Raw genomic sequence first — 17,326 nt, 5'->3', positions numbered from 1 at the left:
CGTACACTCAGCGCGATGGCGACCGCCGACCCCCATTTCGCTGAACCGGAGCTGCTCGACCGGACGGACCTCGATCCCCAGGTGCGCGAGCGCGCCCTGGCGGGCCTGAGCCGGGTGAACCGGTGGCTCTTCGGTTCGACCTCGATCCTCCGCACGCTGGTGCCGCTACTCGCGGAGGTGGCCGGTCCGGTGGTGGCGATCGATCTCGGCACCGGAACCGGCGAGATGGTCGAACGACTGCGCCGGCCCCTCGCCCGGCGCGGGGTGGATCTCTCGCTGGTGGCGGTTGACCGGCAGATCGCCCATCTGGCCGCCGGTCGCCGGGCGGGTTTCGGTCACCTGCCGGTGGTGGCGGACGCCGCCGCCTTGCCGTTTCGCGAAGGAACCTGCGACTGGGCGATCTCCACCTTGTTCTTTCACCACTTCGACGGCTCGGCCAATCGCGCAATCCTCAAAGAAATGCGGCGCGTCTCACGGCGTGGCCTCGCGGTGGTCGATCTCCGCCGGAATCCGCTCGCCGGCCTGCTCGTGCGCCTCCTACTTCCGGCCCTCGGGGTTTGCCGCATTACCCGCCACGACGGCATCGTTTCGGTGCGCCGGAGCTGGCGTCTGGACGACCTCCGCCGCCTGGTCAGGGATTGGCCGGATCCGCAGATCCGTCGGCGGTTTCCCTTCCGCTTCTCGCTGGTGATCCGCACCTAGCAGGTCGCTGAGAAAGGCCTTCGGCCTACCCCTGCAGCGCTGGCGGGGGCGCCTAGCCGCCGCCTCACCCTGCGGGCTCGGTCGCAGGATGCTGAAGCTCTAATCGGATCTATCAGCACCCTGCTAGGCCAAAACGAACAAAAGCCGGTTCCCGAAGGAACCGGCCCGTCAGGCTACAGAGGTTTTGCGCCGGGTCCTACTCCAGCGGGAAAGCCTGGACTTCCAGATTGGAGTAGCGCCAGTTCAGGGGCGGGTAGAAGGCACCGTCGAAGATCCGCGACAGGCCGAAGATCAGGTTGATGCCCTGGCCATTGTGCGACACGTTCGAGTTGGTGATGCCCCCGGTGACCTGCTGGATCAACTCGCCGCCCTCGCCACCGCGGAAGACCAGCAGCGTCGCCCGGCCCGCCGCCACGTCATAGGTGAACTCGACGTGGTAGTTGGTGCGCTCGGACCAGTTGGTCGGCCCCTGCACCTCGCGCTCATTGCCGAGATCGAGAATGGTTTTGTTGCGGTCGCCGCGAATGAACAAAGCGCCGTAGAGCGGCCCGCCGTTGCGCACGAAGTTGAATACCGCGTTGAACAGCGGCCCGCGGTAGCGCTCCACCCGCATGTCGAACTCGAAGGTGATCAGCGAGTACTGGACTCCCGGCTGGATGTTGTCCAGCGGTACCCGGAACACCGGCTCGTCGAGGGTGCTGCGGAAGAACTCGCCGTTCAAACGCAGAATGCCGACAGAACCCGGGGCGCCCGGACCGACCCGCCGCGAAGCATTGGTGGCCGGTGACAGGAAGACCGTGTCTTCGGGCTCGACCTTGTGGTTCAAAGCGTAGGCGTAGAACGGCTGGCTGCACTTGACGTTCATCCGCGCCAGCGCAATTTCCTCCACACCGAGGATGTTGAAGGCGGCATCGAACTGGCGGTGGCCCGAAGCCGGCACCGTGATGACGGCGGTTTGGGCGACCTGGCCCGAGTCGGCGCGGAAGAGGGAGATGTCGCACTGCGCCGGCTCGGCGCCGAAGGTCACCACCCCCACGTCGGTCGTTTCACCATCCAGGCTGCGACCGAGGCCGAGAATCTCCTGGGCTTCCTCGGCGTTCGCCACCTGATCGAGCCCCACCACCGGAATCGGGGTGACGGTTCTGATGCCACCGGATGCCGAGCGGCGCACCAGTTCGGCCGCGAAACTGAGCTGCGGCGCGCCGTCCAGTTCGAGAATGCCGGCCTGGCCCTCCGGCGCGACGCTCGCCATCACCAAAGTCGACCCCGGCTGCACGGAGATCAGGTCCCCGATCGGGTCGCCCTCCGGCGGCACGCCGTCGGTGTTGGTAGGGATGAAGCGGGCGCGGAAACGGCGCGCCTCGGTGCCTTCGTTGGTCACCAGCAGGCGGGTCTGATTGAACTCGCCGTCGTCCACGACGCTGGTCGCGACGGGCACGTAAACGCCTTCCGCCCACGCCACTCCCGTGGTGCACAGAGCGAGCGTTCCGAAGGCGAGAACAACACAAAGTCTTAGAGTCCTATTCGGCATGGGGGTACAACCTCCTGTAGCTGACTGAAAACGACATTCCTGGCTGGATTTCCACCGTATGGGATTTTCTCATGATTTGCAACCATTTTTGTGCAATTCCGGAGGTTCCACGGCACTTTTCGGGGTGGTCCACACGATTTATCGAGTAACATACGGCTCCGGCCGTCCATCCGTCCCCAAATGGGCGCCACGACCTGAATTACCAACCGAGAACCCGCGTCCTCCATGTCGGAACACAAATCGTCCTCTGCCGTCTCCACCGTGGCGTGGAATTGGCGGCATAGCGAACAAACCGCCGCGGACTCTCGCCAGGCGGCCTCGAGGGCCCGTCGCGAGGGCCTGATTCGAGCCCTCATCGGCTTCACCATTGCGGCCCTGCTCTACCTTTGGAAGCCGACCCTCGGCATGGTCGCCGGCGGCCTGACGGCGTTCATTCTGCTGCTCGCCCTCGTCGCTCCGCTCACCGCCTACCGCGCCCTCACCCAGGGCCTGGCGGTGTTTGCCCTGTGGGTTGCTCGGCTGGTCACTTGGGTGTTGATGACCGGGCTGTACTTCCTGTTCGTGACGCCAGCGGGCTGGCTGCTGCGCGCCTTCGGGCGGCTGCGGCTGACCTTCGGTGCCGAAGCCGAGCGGACGTCCTATTGGGAAAAGTCACCCGAGATCGAGGCCTCCCTCGCGCCCTACCGGCGCCAGTTTTGATGGCGCCCGTCCCTACTACGACGACCGAGCCGCGCCGGATCCCGGAGAGAACCCCGTGAGTGCCCAACCAGTGAGACTTCTCGGGATCAGTTGCTATTACCACGATGCGGCGGCCTGCCTGCTGGTCGATGGCGAGATCGTCGCGGCCGCTCAGGAGGAGCGCTTCACCCGCCGCAAGCACGACCCCGACTTCCCCTTGCAGGCGGTGCGCTATTGCCTGGCCGAGGGAGGAGTGGGCGAGGGCGAGTCCCTCGACTACGTGGTCTTCTACGACAAGCCCCTGCTGACCTTCAACCGCATCCTGGAGACGTATTTGAGCGTCGCCCCGCGGGGCCTCAAATCCTTCTCTCAGGCGGTCCCCGTGTGGTTGCGGGAGAAACTGTGGATTCCGCCGCGCATTCACGACTCCCTCGCCCAGTGCGGCATCGAGAAGCCGGGCGAGGTTCTGTTCACCCAGCATCACGAGTCGCACGCCGCCAGCGCCTTCTACCCCTCGCCCTTCGACGAGGCAGCGGTCTTGACCCTGGACGGCGTGGGCGAATGGGCCACCACCACCGTCGGCCTCGGCGAGGGTTCGCGGCTGCGACTGCTGGAGGAGATTCGTTTTCCCCACTCCCTCGGACTGCTCTACTCGGCCTTCACCTATTTCACCGGCTTCCGGGTGAACTCCGGCGAGTACAAGCTGATGGGCTTGGCGCCCTACGGCGAGGGCCGCTACGCGGATCTGATCAAGGAACACCTGATCGACCTGCGCGACGACGGCTCCTTCCGCCTCAACATGGAGTACTTCGGCTACCTGAGCGGCCTCAGGATGACCAATGCCAAGTTCGCTGAGCTCTTTGGCGGGCCGCCGCGGGAACCGGAAACGCCGATCACCAAGCGCGAGATGGACCTGGCGAAGTCGATCCAGGAGGTCACCGAGGAGGCGGTACTCCGCCTCGCCCGGCACGCCCGGGAGGCCACCGGCCAGCGGAACCTGTGCATGGCCGGCGGCGTGGCCCTGAATTGCGTCGCCAACGGCATCTTGCTGCGCGAAGGGATCTTCGACGAGGTGTGGATCCAGCCGGCCTCGGGCGACGCCGGCGGCGCCCTGGGGGCCGCCCTGGCGGTGTGGCACAACGCCCTCGGCAACCCCCGGACGACGCTGCCCGGCAAGGACTCGATGCGCGGCGCGCAGCTCGGGCCGAGCTTTGCGGACGACGAAATCCGCGAGTTCCTGGATCATCACGGCTACGCCTACCAGGAGCTGTCGGCGGACGAGCGCCCCCGGCGCATCGCCCAAATCATCGCCGAGGAAAACGTCGTCGGCCTGTGCCAGGGGCGAATGGAGTTCGGGCCCCGGGCGCTCGGCAACCGCTCGATCATCGGCGATCCGCGTTCCCAGAGCATGCAGTCGGTGATGAACCTGAAGATCAAGTACCGGGAGAGCTTCCGGCCCTTCGCCCCAACGGTGCTCGAAGAGCGGGTCAGCCAGTACTTCGACCTCGACCGCGCCTCTCCCTACATGTTGCTGGTGGCCGGGGTCGAGGAGAATCTGCGCACCGCCCCGCGCGGCGACGAGCAAGACCTCGACATCCGCGAATGGGTCAATCGGCCGCGTTCGGAGATCCCCGCCATCACCCATGTGGACTACTCGGCACGGGTACAAAGCGTTTCCGCCGACACGAACCCCGAGTACCACGCCATCATCCGCGAGTTCGAGGCCCTCACCGGCTGCGGCGTGATCGTCAACACCAGCTTCAACGTGCGCGGGGAGCCGATCGTCTGCACCCCGGAGGACGCCTATCGCTGCTTTATGCGTACCGAGATGGACTACCTGGTGCTCGGCTCCTTCCTACTCGACAAAAAGGACCAGGCGGCGGTCGAGGCGCGCGAGGACTGGCAGGACGAGTATCCTCTCGATTAGGCGACTTCCGCCTGGGGTAGAATTTCGGAGAAGGTGACAGCTCCATGCGCAAGCTGAATTACATCGGTTCCCTGTTCAAAGAGGTGGTGGCCTTTGCCCGCGAGCACAAGGCCTACTGGATGGTGCCGTTTTTCCTCGTTTTGGCCCTGGTGGTCTTCCTGGTGGTGACCAGTCAGGCGAGCGCGCCGTTCATCTACACCCTCTTCTAGCCCCCCTATGTCCTCTGCCGAGTCTCCCTCGCGCTTCCGCCCGTGGCACGGCGCCGTTCTCATCGGCCTGGTGATGATGGGGGTGGCGATCTACCAGGTGTTGCCCGGCGGCTCGGACTTCGAGCGCGTCAGTCCGGACCGCCAGGGCGTGGTGGAAATCGATCTCGCGGGCCTCGACCCCGGCGCGGTGCGCTTCTTCCGATTCCTGAACTACGGCAACCAAGAGGTCAAGTTCTTCGTCGGCCGCGACTCCGAGGGCACCGTGCAGGCCGCCTTCGACGCCAACGAGATCTGCTTCAAGCGCAAGCGCGGCTACCGCCACGACGGCGAATGGATGGTCTGCCGAGTCTGCGACAAGGCCTTTCGCCTGGCCGAGGTCAACGATGGCGGCGGCGGCTGCAAACCGGTACCATTGGCCCATCGGCTCGAGGGCGATCGACTGGTCTTGCAGGAGTCCGAAATTCTTCGGGGCTGGCGCTACTTTCGCTAGCAGGGTGCTGAGAGAATTCTCAACACACTTCAGCGCCCTGCTCCGAGCCTGAAAGGCGAGACGGCGGCTCTGCCGCCGGAGATGGGGTTGGGGCCGAAAAATCAGTACCTTTCGGGCGAGGGGCGGACCGCGGGCGGGCGCTGAGCCCCCCTGAAAGAAGCGGGCAGGGAGGCTGAGATCATAGGCCGAAGGCCTTTTTCAGCGACCTGCCAGCTACGTGACCGCGGTTCCCTGCATCGCCAAAATACAGTAGAGTCACCACTTTGCCGGCTTTCAAGCCGGATTCGCGCCAGAGGGAAAGGGTTCGCTACCATGGTTTCGACAGATTTCGTGCTCTTCGAGGAGGAGTTGCAGGCGCTCGTAGAAGCACTGCGCCGGCTGCGTCACGATGCGCATGCCCGGGCGATCTTCTTGATCGACAAGAACGGCCAGCAGATCGCCTCGGAGGGCGAGATCGAGCAGTTCGACACCACCTCCCTCGCATCCCTGACGGCCGGCAACGTCGCCGCGACGGACGGCTTGGCGAAGCTGATTGGCGAGCGCGAGTTTTCGGTCCTCTTCCATGAAGGTGAACAGGACCACATCCACATTTCGATCGTCGCGAAGCGAGCGATCTTGGTGGTCATCTTCGATGAACGCTCATCCCTCGGCCTGGTGCGGCTGCGGGTCAAGCGCGCCAGCGCGGAGATGGAGTCCATTTTCGATTCCATGCAGCGGAAGGGCCAGGAAACGGTAGCCGGCCACTCCCAAAGCAGTCCCTTCGCCGAGATCACCGACGAAGACATCGACGCCTTATTTAGCGACTAGCAGGCGGCTGAAAGTGCTTCGCCGATGATTTCAGCACGCCTGCTAGTCTGTTTTCCTAGGGGGCTGGGCGCCCCCTCAGCCGAAAAAGCACAGCTTTTTCGGGCTCACCCCGTCCTCGGCAGCTAACGCTGCCGCCGAGCCCCTGTCGGGCTCGGTTACGCGCAGTTGCGAATGGCGCGGGACTGAGCTAGAAACAGCAACCGGTGGCGATTTTGTGAGCTTGAGGCACCTAGCATGACGTTCATCAACTACGCCAGCAAAGAAATCAACTGCAAGATCGTCTACTACGGTCCGGGCCTTGGCGGCAAGACCACCAACCTTCAGTACATCTACAACAAGACCGCCCCGGACGCGAAGGGCAAGATGATCTCCCTCGCCACGGAGGCGGATCGCACGCTCTTCTTCGACTTTTTGCCGCTCGACCTCGGCACCATTCGCGGCTTCAAGACGCGTTTTCACCTCTATACCGTCCCCGGGCAGGTCTACTACGACGCCAGCCGCAAGCTGATCCTCAAGGGCGTGGACGGGGTGGTGTTCGTGGCGGACAGTCAAGCCGAGCGGATGGAAGCGAATATCGAATCGATCCGCAACCTGGAAGCCAATTTGCAGGAATTCAGCTTCGACCTGCGGGAGATCCCGTACGCGCTGCAATTCAACAAGCGGGACCTGCCGTCGGCGGAGCCGGTGGAAAAGATGTACCGCATACTCAACTTCAAGCGCGAACCCACCTTCGAGGCGGTCGCGACGACCGGCGAAGGGGTGTTCGACACCCTCAAGTCGGTCGCGAAACAGATTCTGATCGAGCTGCGCAAACGGTAGACCGACGCCCGTCGCCGAGGCAGGACGCCGCCGTTCGCGGTTCGTACATTCCAGTCACTTCAGCGTAGGGCGCTCCGACAGCACGCCCTTGTCGCTCTACATCGGAAGGAAGATCATGGCGAGAACCTGGCAAACCACCGAAGTCAGCTACCTCAACCGCTACGCCAAAACCAAGACCCTCGACGAACTCGCGAAGCGTTTCGAGGTCGATCACGGGGAGATTTCCAGCAAACTGATCGAGCTCGGTCTGGTCACCAAGGACGGCAAGCCCGAGCCGGAGGTTGCGACGGATCCGGCAATCGGCATCTACGAGGAGGCGATGGACCGCCTCTACGCCAGCGATTGGAAAAAGGCCACGGCGCTGCTAGAAAAGGCCGTCGAGACAACCGATCTACCGGAACTCGCCGAGCGGGCCCGCCAGCTCCTCGTTTCCGCCGAGCGGCGGATCGATCAAGCGAAAAACGACAAGGATGTCGACCCCTTCCTGGCGGCCGTGTTGCACCACAATCTGGGGGACTTCAAAGCCGCCCAGGCGCTGTGCGAGAAGGGCGACCGCCTCAAGAAAGACGAGCGCTTCCTGTACCTGGCCGCGGCCATCCAGGCGGCCCAGGGAGCAGACGACCAGGCCGCCGAGTTGCTCGGCAAGGCGATCGACGAGAATCCGAAGAACCGCGTCTACGCGTTCCACGATTCGGACTTCGACGCACTGCGGACCTCCGGCGAACACGACCAGCTTTTCGAGCTTGGCTGAGGGCAGCACCGCCGGGGAGGGGCGGGGGCCTTCGCTAGTCGCCGTCGGCGGCGGCTCCGGCCTCGCCGTGCTGCTGCGTGGCCTGAAAGCCCGCGTTGACCCGACGGATCCGGCCGCGCCGCGGCTGACGGCGGTGGTGACGGTGACCGACGACGGCGGCTCGTCCGGCCGCCTGCGGCGCCAATTCGGCGTGCTGCCGCCGGGCGACATCCGCAACTGCATCGCCGCCCTGGCGGATGACGAAGACCTGCTCGCCCGTTTGTTCCAGTACCGCTTCCCGAACGGCGCCGGTCTGACCGGCCATTCCTTTGGCAATCTGTTCCTCACCGCCCTGACCGGCATCACCGGTGACTTCTACCAGGCGATCCTGACCGCCGAGTCGGTCCTTTCGGTGCGCGGGCGGATTCTACCGGCCACCCAAGAGGACGTTCGCCTGCGCGCCCGGGGCACCTCCGGCCGGGTGTATGAAGGCGAATCCGCTATCGGCACCTCCGGCGAGCCGATGGAGGCGGTGGTGCTCGACCCGCCGGCGCCGCCGGCCTTCCCGCCCGCCGCCGAGGCCCTGCGCAACGCCGACCTGATCCTCCTGGGGCCCGGCTCCCTCTACACCTCGATCCTGCCGAACCTACTGATCCCCGGTGTTCGCTCCGCCATCCGCGGCAGTTCGGCCCGGGTGATTCTGCTGTTGAACTTGATGACCCAGCCAGGCGAGACGGACGGCTTCGACGGCATCGGCCACCTGCAAGCGATCCAGAACCTGGCCGGCGAATCGCTGGTCGACACGGTGCTGGCGAACGCCGCTCCCCCGCCGGAGCAACTGGTGCGCAACTATGCCGACAGCGGATCCACCCCGGTGACCGTCGACCGCGCGGCCTTCGAGAGCGTCGGAGTCGATGTGATCGAAGAAGACCTGCTGGCGGAAGGCGATTTGATCCGTCATGATCCGGCACGACTCGCCCGGGTGGTCGCCGGCCTGGTCCCGAAAGCCTCATGAACGAGCATACCCACTCGCCGTCCGCCGGCGGTAGCTCGCCGCCGCCCATCGGCCCACCACGCATTGCCGTCGTACTCGCCGCAGGCAAGGGCACCCGCATGGGTGGCGACCGGCCCAAGGTACTCCACCGGGCCGGCGGCAGGGCACTGGTCTCCTGGGCTGTCCAGGCGGCGCGCGTTGCCGGCTGCCGGGAGATCCTGGTGGTGGTGGGCCACGGCGCCGAGGCGGTACGCCAGGAGCTGACGGCTGCCGGCGACGCGGACGATCTCCGCTGGGTGGAGCAGCGAGAGCAGCGCGGAACCGGCCACGCCCTGGCCCAAGCGGAGCCGCTCGTCGCCTCCCCGGCGACCCTGCTGGTGATGCCCGGCGACGCTCCGCTGGTGACCGCCGCCACCCTCGACGCCCTCGCCCGGAGGGTGGAGAGCGGCGAGGCCTGGGGCGCCCTGGCGGTGGCCGATCTGGCAGAGCCCGCATCCCTCGGCCGGGTGCTGTCCCTCGGCGGCGAGGGCCGCCAACTCGACCGCATCGTCGAAGCCGCCGACGCCACCGCCGAGGAACTGGCGGTGACCACCGTCAACACCGGGTTTTACGCTCTGCCGGCGCCGGAGATCTTCGACTACCTGCGCCGCCTCGGCACCGACAATGCCCAGGGCGAGCTGTACCTGACGGACGCCCCCGGCGCCGCCCGCGAGAACGGTGAGACGGTGGCCCTCCACCGCCTGGAAGATCCTTCCGAGACCCTCGGGGTCAACCGCCGGAGCGAGCTGGCACAGGTCCATCGCCGCCTGGTCGACCGCAAGATCGAATCCTTGATGACCGCCGGCGTGACGGTGCTCGAGCCGGCCCGCACGGTGATCGAGGACAGCGTTGAAGTGGGTCTCGACACGGTGCTGCACCCGGGGGTCCACCTGCTCGGGCGCACCGTCGTCGGCGCCGGCTGTGAGATCCACGCCGGCTGCTGGATCTCCGACAGCGCCCTGGGCGACGGCGTGGAGGCGCTGCCCTACAGCGTGCTCGACGGCGCGCGGCTGGAGAACGAGGTCCTGGTGGGCCCCTTCGCTCGGCTGCGGCCGGGAGCCCACCTCGCTGCCGGCAGCCGGGTGGGCAATTTCGTCGAGGTCAAGAACGCCCGCCTCGGTCCCGGCGCCAAGGCCGGGCACCTGGCCTACCTGGGCGATGCGGAGGTGGGCGCCGGCGCCAACATCGGCGCCGGGGTGGTGACCTGCAACTACGACGGCCGCGCCAAGCATCGCACCACCATCGGCGACCGGGCCTTCGTCGGAAGCGATACGATGTTGGTGGCGCCGGTCGAGGTCGGCCCGGGCGCCACCACCGCCGCCGGCTCCGTGATCCACCAGGACGTCCCCGAAGGCAACCTCGGCGTCGGTCGTGCAAGGCAGAGGAACATTCCCGGCTGGCGCGAACGCCAGGCCCGCAAAGCGAACGAGGAGGACTGACACACCGTGTGCGGGATCGTCGGATACGTCGGCCACCGCGAGGTGGTCCCCCTACTGGTCGATGGCCTGCGGCGGCTCGAGTACCGCGGCTACGACTCCGCCGGTATCGCCGTGGCCAAGAACGGCCACATCGATACCCTCAAAGCCGAGGGCAAGCTCGACCGCTTGGTCGAGAAGATCGACGCTCAGCCCCTTTCCGGCAGCCACGGTCTGGGCCACACCCGCTGGGCCACCCACGGCGCACCGAATGAACGCAACGCCCACCCGGTGCTCGACAGCCGCGGGCGCATCGCCATCATCCACAACGGCATCATCGAGAACTTCCTGACGCTGAAACAGCAGCTCCAAAAGGCGGGCTGGACCTTCACCTCGGAGACCGACACGGAGGTGGTGGCCAACCTGGTGTCGTCCCTCTTTGAAGGCGACCTGGCCACCGCCGTCGACGCCGCCCGCCGGCAACTGGTGGGAATGTACGCCTTCGCGGCGATGGCGGTGGGCGCCGAGAATGAGATCGTCGCCGCCCGCCAGGGTCCGCCGCTGGTGCTCGGCCTGGGCGACGAGGAGCAGTTCCTCGCCTCGGATCCCGCCGCCCTCCTCGCCTACACGCGGCGGGTACTCTTTCTCGAAAACGGCGACCGCGCCCGGCTGCTGCCGAACTCGATCGAAGTGGTGGACCGCGAAGGCGAAGCCGTCGAACGGCCGGAACAGGTGCTCAACTGGGACCCCATCCAAACCGAGAAGGGCGGCTACAAGCACTTCATGGCGAAGGAGATTCACGAGCAGCCGCAGGCTCTCCAGGACACCTTCGCCGGGCGCGTCGACTTCGTGCGGGGCGGTGCCCAGCTCGACGACTTCGCCCTCTCGGAGGCCGACCTTCAAACCCTCGACCGCATTCACTTGGTGGCCTGCGGCACCTCCTGGCACGCCGCCCAGACGGGTAAGTTCATCCTCCAGGAGCTGGCGAAGATCCCCGCCGAGGTGGACTACGGCTCCGAGTACCGCTACCGCGACCCGATCGTCGACGATTCGGTGCTCGCCATCGGCATCTCCCAGTCCGGCGAGACGGCGGACACTCTGGCTTCGATGGAGACGGCGCGCGAGCGCGGCGCCAAGCTGGTCGCCATCTGCAACGTCCTCGGCAGCCAGGCGACGCGCATCAGCGACGGCGTGATCTACACCCACGCCGGGCCGGAGATCGGCGTCGCTTCGACCAAGGCGTTCACCACCCAGCTCGTCGCCATCTACTTGCTCGGCCTGCATCTGCGGCAACTGCGCGGCCTGGAACTGGCGCCGGAGCTGACGGCGGATCTCGCCCACCTGCCGAAGGCGGTGGACGATGTGCTCCGCCAGGAAGACGAGATCGCCGAACTGGGGCGGCACTATGCACGGGCGGAGAACTTTCTCTACCTGGGTCGCGGGGTGAATTACCCGATCGCCCTCGAAGGCGCCCTGAAGCTGAAGGAAATCTCCTACATCCACGCCGAGGGCTACCCCGCCGGCGAGATGAAGCACGGCCCCATCGCCCTGATCGACGAAGATGTACCGGTAGTGGCGCTGGCGACCGGCGACCGGGTGTTCGACAAGGTGGTGAGCAACATGCAGCAGGTCAAGGCCCGCGACGGCCAGGTGATCGCCGTGACGGACCGCGATCCGGCGGAGCTGGACGGCGTGGCCGACTCGGTGATCCGGGTACCCAGGATTTCGCGCCTGCTGCAACCGATCGTCAACGTGATTCCGCTACAGCTTCTGGCGTACCACATCGGCGTGCGACGCGGCGCCGACGTCGATCAGCCGCGCAACCTGGCAAAGAGCGTCACCGTCGAGTAGCGGGCACGCCATGGCACGTCCCTCCACCGCGACGGCGCTCCGGCGGCGCCCGGCGCGAACCCTCGCCCGGCGCGCTGCCTTGGCCGCCTCTTTCCTCCTCATCCTGCTCGCCACCGCCGGCTGCACGCGAGAACCGGGACCGCCCTTCATCCGCCTGACGGAGCATGTCGAGCGCGAGGCGGCCGAACCGCGGGTGATCGCCACCGGTCAGACGGTGGCGGCGGAGCCCTGGGTGCAGCAGGTGGACCTATCGGCGGTGCGGGTGGACCGCCTCCAGGTGCGAGGCCGCGGCACTTCGGAAATCGTCAAGCTCGGCTGGAAGCTGTCGAACGAGGCGGCGACCACGAAATACCGCGCCCTCTCCTTTCCGGTGATCGGCGATGGCGAAGAGCACGTCTACGAGATCGACCTGCGGCGCGAGCCCTACTGGGCCGGTCATGTGCACCGCCTGATCTGGTCGGTGGAAGAGGGCGAGTTCGAGATCGTCGAGGCCACCGCCCTCGCCTCCGCCGACGGCGAACGCACCTCCGCCCTGGGCGGCATCTCCCTGCCGGTGCTGCCGGGCAGTGAGGAGATCACCCTGCTGCTGCCGGCGGAAATCCCGCACCCGAGCGTGTTCGAAACCCGCATCGGCCTGCTGCCGCGCTTCAACCGGCCGGAGTTCACCGGCCATTTCCGGGCGGTGGCGGAGGACGGCACGGTGTGGCTCGACGAGACTCTCTCCGGCGGCGGGGTCGAGGGCTGGAAAACCCTGCGCCGGCCGGTGAGAACGACACCGGGGATGCGACTGACCTTGGAGACCCGGGTGACCCGGGGAGAGCGGTCGCTGCCCTCGGGCACCGCTCTGTGGGGCGCCCCGGCGCTGGTGCGGGATGGCCGCGATGCCGGCCCCAACCTGATCGTGCTGGTGATCGACACACTGCGGGCCGACTTTCTCGGTGCCTACGGCGACGACATGAACCTATCGCCTCGCCTCGACGCCCTGGCGGAGGAGTCGGTGGTGCTCGATGATCTGGTGGCCCCCAGCCCCTGGACCCTGCCCAGCACCGCCTCACTGCTCACCGGCTTCCAGCCGCAGACCCACGGCGCCGGGCGCAAGCTCGGCAGCTTTGCGCCCACCGCCCTGAACGACGCCCTGACCACCCTGGCGGAGGTGCTGCGGCGCGAGGGCCTACGCACCGTCGGTATCTATAACAACATCTATTTGAATCCCTCCTTCGGCTTCGACCGCGGCTTCGACGAATACGCCTGGATCAGCGAGGAAGACGTCAAGATCGTCGACCACGCCCTGGAGCGGCTGGAGGAACTCCAGGATCAGCGCTTCTTCCTCTTTCTCCACCTCTTCGGGCCGCACCACCCGTACACCCCACGGGCGGACGACTGTCAGGCCATCGCCCGGCCCTTCGCTCCGGACTATGCGGGCGAGATCGACTGCGAGTACACCCGACCGCCCTTCCCGGACTGGCGCGACCGGCGCTGGATCGAGGGCCTGTACCGAGCTGAGATCACCACCACCGATCGCCAGGTCGGGCGCTTCCTCGACCGCCTCGAAACCCTCGGCCTGGATGAGAACACCGTGCTGATCCTGACCAGCGACCACGGCGAGACCTTCTGGGAGCGGGCCGAGCGCTTCCAGACCCACGGCTACGAGGATCAAGACCACGGCAACATGCACTACCGCGAACTGGTGCGGGTGCCCGGCCTGGTGCGAGCGCCGAACCTCGAGCCGCGGCGCATCGCGGATCCGGTGGAACTGGCGGACCTGTTCCCGACCGCCCTGTCGCTGGTCGGTATCGACAGCCCGCGCACCCAGGGAATGGACCTGTCGCCGGTGCTCCACGGCGAGCGGGCGCCGCGCAGAACCCTGATCAGTGACCGCATCCTCTACGGCCCTCAGCGCTGGAGCGTCCGTCGCGGCCCCTGGAAACTGATCGTGCCCGAGGACGACGACCTCCCCCAAGAGCTCTACAACCTGGCCGAAGATCCCGCCGAGAGCCGCGACCTCGCCGCCGAGCGCCCGGACATCGCCGCCGATCTGCTGGCCTTCGGCGAGCGCGAGATCGCGGAGCGGGAGGAGCTGCGGCGCGAACTGCGCGCCGGCGAAGACGTCCTCGACTCCGCGTATCTCGAGTGGAACCACATCACCAAACTCAAGGCGTTGGGGTATTTGCAGTGACCCGACTCGGCCCCGCTGCGTTGTCGAAGCGGTAACGGGGCCCGGTGGGCGAAATGCCGGTGCGCCGAACTATCGCGCCGTCCGTCGACCCGATGCGTACTCCCGGTGCCGACGCACGAGGCGGGCCGCATTCAGCGAGACGAAGGCAAGTCCAATGAGCAAGACGCTCCCCGTTGTGGCCGCCAGAACGACGACCAATACGGCGAGCACCAGGAGTTCGATCCCCTTGAGCCCCTTCTTCTCGAGCAGGAGATCGTGACACAACCAAATGGAGACGAGATAGGCGGCGATCACCAGTGACAAGCCGAGCACTGCGCGGCTGGGGTCGATCTTGGCGTGGTCGGTCAGAACGTCGACGTTGACGCTGATGAGCGCCCCGACGGCGGTGGCGGACGCGTACACGAAATAGTGGCCGTAGCCCCAGACAAACGCCTTCCGCTCGCTCGCGAGCTCTTGCCCGACCTTGTCGTCAAAGTACAACCACCACATCGAGAACAGAATCATCAACGTACCCACCACGAGCATCGCCAGGTCGGGAGTGTAGTGCTCGACGACCTTCCGGAAGGCATAGACCGAGGCCAGGATCGATTCTCCGAGAACGATGATCGTGAGCAGGCCGAGACGCTCTTCGATGTGGTGGAAATGGTATTTCGTGTTCTGCCCCCGGTCGACCGACGTTTCGGCCAGAAACGGGACCAGCATTTCAAGGAGTAGCAGCAGCCCGAAGAGGTACCAGTTCTTGAAGAAAAGAACCGCCAGCGACCATCCGACCTGCACGAGGAAAACACCGACCGCGTAGCGCAGAGCGATGGGCCGCGCCTGTGCGTCATCGCGGGCGACCTTGAACCACAACAAGATGTACGGGATGCGCATGATGACGTAGCCGATCATCATGACCAGGAAGTTCTCCTCCTTGAAGGCCGGCTCGACACCTACCGCGATGACGATCACGCCGACCATCTGCGCAAAGGAGGCCAAGCGAAACTGGGCGTCGTCCGTGTCGTATCCCGAAGCGAACCAGGTGTAGGTGTTCCACGGCCACCAGATACACCAGAAGATGAACAGATACATCAGGGAGGCGTGGCCGACGTGGTGCCAATCCGAAACGGTGTGGTGTAGCTGGGCCGCGAGGCTCGCGATCGCGACCACGTAGATCAGGTCGTAGAACAGCTCGAGGGGGGTCGCGGCGCGATGGCTCTCGTCGACCCCGCGGGCGGTGATGGGATTGATGAGGACCGATCTGTCGCTCATGGTCAAATTGGCTACCTCTGTCGTTGTCGTTCTCCGCGCACCACTTCTTCCAGGCCTCGAGAAGGCACTTCGCCTTCAGCCGGTTCTCCTTGGCCCGTTCAGGCTTGTGCCCGTTGATCTCGAGTAGCAGCCGGCAATGGTAGATGGAGCAGGAGAAAAAGTACACCCGTTTCTTTCTTGAATCCGTTTTCGGAGCGAGGAACGCTTCGGCGAAGCGCCATCAGCGGACATACCGGTCGTAACACTTCCGCGCTCCGTTCGCCGGTACAATGGCAAGAACATCTGTATCCATGAATTGGCATGCGGCCCCCGGGCGCACTACCTGAGTTCGAAACGGATCGAAGGAGACCATCGATGGCGAAGCGACTTCTGATTTTCAGCCTACTACTGGCCCTCACGGGCTTTGCTGGCGTAGCCCAAGCACAGGAGTGCCGGTCCGGAGTGGGTCTGGGCTCCACCCTGCTCATCCCGTACTTCGAAGTGAATCTGAACAGCCCGGCCGGCGTCACCACCCTGTTCTCGGTCAACAATGAAAGCCAGTTCGAAACGCTGGTGCGGGTAGTGCTGTGGACGGACTTCGGAGTTCCCACCCTCGGTTTCGATATTTGGTTGCGGCCTCGGGATCTGCAGACCATGAACGTGCGCGATCTGCTCAACGGCATCATCCCTTCCACCGGTGCAGGCGAGGATCTTTCGGCCTTCGCCTTCTGCGAGTCCGCGACCTTTACGCCGGTTCACAGCAACCCCGCGCTGACCGCGGCGGAGCGCGCGACCCTAGCGGCCTTCCACACCGGCACGCCGGATCCCACAAGCGGTCTGTGCGCCAGCGCCAACTACTTCGACAACACGGCTCGCGGCTACATCACCGTGGACACCGTGGACGAGTGCAGCGCCATTCAAACGGACGACACCTTCAGCCCGGCTTCGGCAACCTACTTCGTCAACGGCGGCGGCGGTGGCGGCATCGGCATCGTCCAGAACCGGTTGTGGGGCGATTTCTTCATCGTCAATCCGAGCCAGGACTTCGCCCAGGGTAGCGAGGCGATCGCCATCCGCGGCAGCCTGACGGAGTTCGCCGCCGCCAACGAGTTCACCTTCTATGGCCGCTACAGCAACTTCGACGCCCAGGACGAGCGCTCGCCGCTACCGGACCTGTGGGCCAATCGTTTTCTCGAGGGCGGCCCCTTCTCCGGCGGTACGCAGCTCGTTGTCTGGCGGGATACCGGCACTGACGAAGTCGATCCGTTCCCCTGCGCCGGTCCGGGACCGAGTTGGTTCCCCCTCAACACCTCGTTCATCAGCGCCCGCGACGAAGCGGGTGGGAACTTCTTCAACCCGGCCAATACCGGCACGGCGCTCCCCTTCGCCACCCAGAGCTTGCCGGTGAGTTTCCTGAACATTCCCTACAACTTCGGCCGCATGCAGATCGCCTTGGCCGATGGACCGGGCCTCAACAACCATCGCCAGGGCTGGGTGCAGGTGCTGATGAGCGCCGAGAACCGCTACAGCCTGGGATTCAACGGCGTGGCAATCAATTCCCTCTGCAACGTGGTGCCCTAGCAGGCTGCTGAAAGAGCGCTTCGCGCATGATTTCAGCACTCCTGCTAGATGTTGATTTCCAGGGGGCTGGGCGCCCCCTCACCTGAAAAGCCCCGGCTTTTCAGGCTCACCCCGTCCACGGCGGCCAAGCCGCCGCCTCGGTCTTCG

15 protein-coding genes are annotated in these 17,326 nt (G+C 65.8%); 13 read left to right on the top strand and 2 right to left on the bottom strand.

The annotated features are described in order from the left end of the window. Window positions 1-15: 15 nt before the first annotated feature. Window positions 16-702, top strand: a complete 687-nt coding sequence (locus tag AAF481_05820) for a methyltransferase domain-containing protein (protein ID MEM7480671.1) — start codon at window positions 16-18, stop codon at window positions 700-702. Window positions 703-898: 196 nt separating this feature from the next. Here AAF481_05820 and AAF481_05815 read toward each other — a convergent pair whose 3' ends face one another. Next, window positions 899-2,233: a hypothetical protein gene (locus AAF481_05815; protein MEM7480670.1), complete on the bottom strand. Its 1,335-nt coding sequence runs from the start codon at window positions 2,231-2,233 to the stop codon at window positions 899-901. 225 nt (window positions 2,234-2,458) lie between these two features. Between AAF481_05815 and AAF481_05810 the strand changes: the two genes are divergently transcribed. The 11 genes from AAF481_05810 (at window position 2,459) to AAF481_05760 (ending at window position 14,368) form a co-directional block, all read left to right on the top strand. After that, a complete protein-coding gene (locus tag AAF481_05810) occupies window positions 2,459-2,932 on the top strand; it encodes a hypothetical protein (protein MEM7480669.1) in 474 nt (157 codons plus the stop codon). A 70-nt stretch (window positions 2,933-3,002) separates the two neighbouring features. Further along, a complete protein-coding gene (locus AAF481_05805) occupies window positions 3,003-4,838 on the top strand; it encodes a carbamoyltransferase (protein MEM7480668.1) in 1,836 nt (611 codons plus the stop codon). 44 nt (window positions 4,839-4,882) lie between these two features. Then, window positions 4,883-5,047 carry a DUF5989 family protein gene (locus AAF481_05800; GenBank protein ID MEM7480667.1) on the top strand — a complete coding sequence of 55 codons (165 nt, stop codon included), beginning with the start codon at window positions 4,883-4,885 and terminating at the stop codon, window positions 5,045-5,047. Window positions 5,048-5,054: 7 nt separating this feature from the next. Continuing rightward, window positions 5,055-5,537, top strand: coding sequence for a Fe-S-containing protein (locus AAF481_05795; protein MEM7480666.1), 483 nt, complete (start codon window positions 5,055-5,057; stop codon window positions 5,535-5,537). 312 nt (window positions 5,538-5,849) lie between these two features. Continuing rightward, entirely contained in the window at window positions 5,850-6,344 is a 495-nt protein-coding gene (locus AAF481_05790) for a roadblock/LC7 domain-containing protein (protein ID MEM7480665.1), read from the top strand. Between the two features lie 234 nt (window positions 6,345-6,578). Further along, complete coding sequence (locus tag AAF481_05785) at window positions 6,579-7,163, top strand: GTPase domain-containing protein (GenBank protein MEM7480664.1); 585 nt, start codon at window positions 6,579-6,581, stop codon at window positions 7,161-7,163. Between the two features lie 115 nt (window positions 7,164-7,278). Next, window positions 7,279-7,914 carry a hypothetical protein gene (locus AAF481_05780; protein MEM7480663.1) on the top strand — a complete coding sequence of 212 codons (636 nt, stop codon included), beginning with the start codon at window positions 7,279-7,281 and terminating at the stop codon, window positions 7,912-7,914. Then, window positions 7,907-8,908, top strand: coding sequence for a uridine diphosphate-N-acetylglucosamine-binding protein YvcK (gene yvcK, locus AAF481_05775; protein MEM7480662.1), 1,002 nt, complete (start codon window positions 7,907-7,909; stop codon window positions 8,906-8,908). Before AAF481_05780 ends, yvcK begins: the two co-directional genes overlap by 8 nt. Continuing rightward, window positions 8,905-10,365 carry a bifunctional UDP-N-acetylglucosamine diphosphorylase/glucosamine-1-phosphate N-acetyltransferase GlmU gene (gene glmU, locus AAF481_05770; GenBank protein MEM7480661.1) on the top strand — a complete coding sequence of 487 codons (1,461 nt, stop codon included), beginning with the start codon at window positions 8,905-8,907 and terminating at the stop codon, window positions 10,363-10,365. Before yvcK ends, glmU begins: the two co-directional genes overlap by 4 nt. Before the next feature lie 6 nt (window positions 10,366-10,371). Beyond that, window positions 10,372-12,192, top strand: coding sequence for a glutamine--fructose-6-phosphate transaminase (isomerizing) (gene glmS / locus AAF481_05765; protein MEM7480660.1), 1,821 nt, complete (start codon window positions 10,372-10,374; stop codon window positions 12,190-12,192). A 10-nt stretch (window positions 12,193-12,202) separates the two neighbouring features. Next, the gene (locus AAF481_05760; protein MEM7480659.1) at window positions 12,203-14,368 is read left to right on the top strand and encodes a sulfatase; all 2,166 of its coding nucleotides are present in this window, start codon (window positions 12,203-12,205) and stop codon (window positions 14,366-14,368) included. A 69-nt stretch (window positions 14,369-14,437) separates the two neighbouring features. Here AAF481_05760 and AAF481_05755 read toward each other — a convergent pair whose 3' ends face one another. Further along, entirely contained in the window at window positions 14,438-15,619 is a 1,182-nt protein-coding gene (locus tag AAF481_05755) for a low temperature requirement protein A (protein ID MEM7480658.1), read from the bottom strand. Between the two features lie 354 nt (window positions 15,620-15,973). On the opposite strand from AAF481_05755, the gene AAF481_05750 reads away from it, so the two are divergent. Next, entirely contained in the window at window positions 15,974-17,179 is a 1,206-nt protein-coding gene (locus tag AAF481_05750; GenBank protein MEM7480657.1) for a hypothetical protein, read from the top strand. The last annotated feature ends 147 nt before the right edge of the window (window positions 17,180-17,326 follow it).

It is taken from the genome of Acidobacteriota bacterium (genome assembly GCA_039030395.1).
In the GTDB taxonomy this organism is placed as follows: Bacteria; Acidobacteriota; Thermoanaerobaculia; order Multivoradales; family JBCCEF01; genus JBCCEF01.
Note: the sequence above shows the minus strand (reverse complement) of the source record. Positions and strands in the feature narration are given on the sequence as shown.

What these genes read in the sequence shown, in the direction of transcription:
- AAF481_05820 (MEM7480671.1), top strand. Translation starts at nt 16, where the DNA reads ATGGCGACCGCCGACCCCCATTTCGCTGAACCGGAGCTGCTCGACCGG.
- AAF481_05815 (MEM7480670.1), bottom strand. Translation starts at nt 2,233, where the DNA reads ATGCCGAATAGGACTCTAAGACTTTGTGTTGTTCTCGCCTTCGGAACG.
- AAF481_05810 (MEM7480669.1), top strand. Translation starts at nt 2,459, where the DNA reads ATGTCGGAACACAAATCGTCCTCTGCCGTCTCCACCGTGGCGTGGAAT.
- AAF481_05800 (MEM7480667.1), top strand. Translation starts at nt 4,883, where the DNA reads ATGCGCAAGCTGAATTACATCGGTTCCCTGTTCAAAGAGGTGGTGGCC.
- AAF481_05795 (MEM7480666.1), top strand. Translation starts at nt 5,055, where the DNA reads ATGTCCTCTGCCGAGTCTCCCTCGCGCTTCCGCCCGTGGCACGGCGCC.
- AAF481_05790 (MEM7480665.1), top strand. Translation starts at nt 5,850, where the DNA reads ATGGTTTCGACAGATTTCGTGCTCTTCGAGGAGGAGTTGCAGGCGCTC.
- AAF481_05785 (MEM7480664.1), top strand. Translation starts at nt 6,579, where the DNA reads ATGACGTTCATCAACTACGCCAGCAAAGAAATCAACTGCAAGATCGTC.
- AAF481_05780 (MEM7480663.1), top strand. Translation starts at nt 7,279, where the DNA reads ATGGCGAGAACCTGGCAAACCACCGAAGTCAGCTACCTCAACCGCTAC.
- glmU (MEM7480661.1), top strand. Translation starts at nt 8,905, where the DNA reads ATGAACGAGCATACCCACTCGCCGTCCGCCGGCGGTAGCTCGCCGCCG.
- AAF481_05760 (MEM7480659.1), top strand. Translation starts at nt 12,203, where the DNA reads ATGGCACGTCCCTCCACCGCGACGGCGCTCCGGCGGCGCCCGGCGCGA.
- AAF481_05755 (MEM7480658.1), bottom strand. Translation starts at nt 15,619, where the DNA reads ATGAGCGACAGATCGGTCCTCATCAATCCCATCACCGCCCGCGGGGTC.
- AAF481_05750 (MEM7480657.1), top strand. Translation starts at nt 15,974, where the DNA reads ATGGCGAAGCGACTTCTGATTTTCAGCCTACTACTGGCCCTCACGGGC.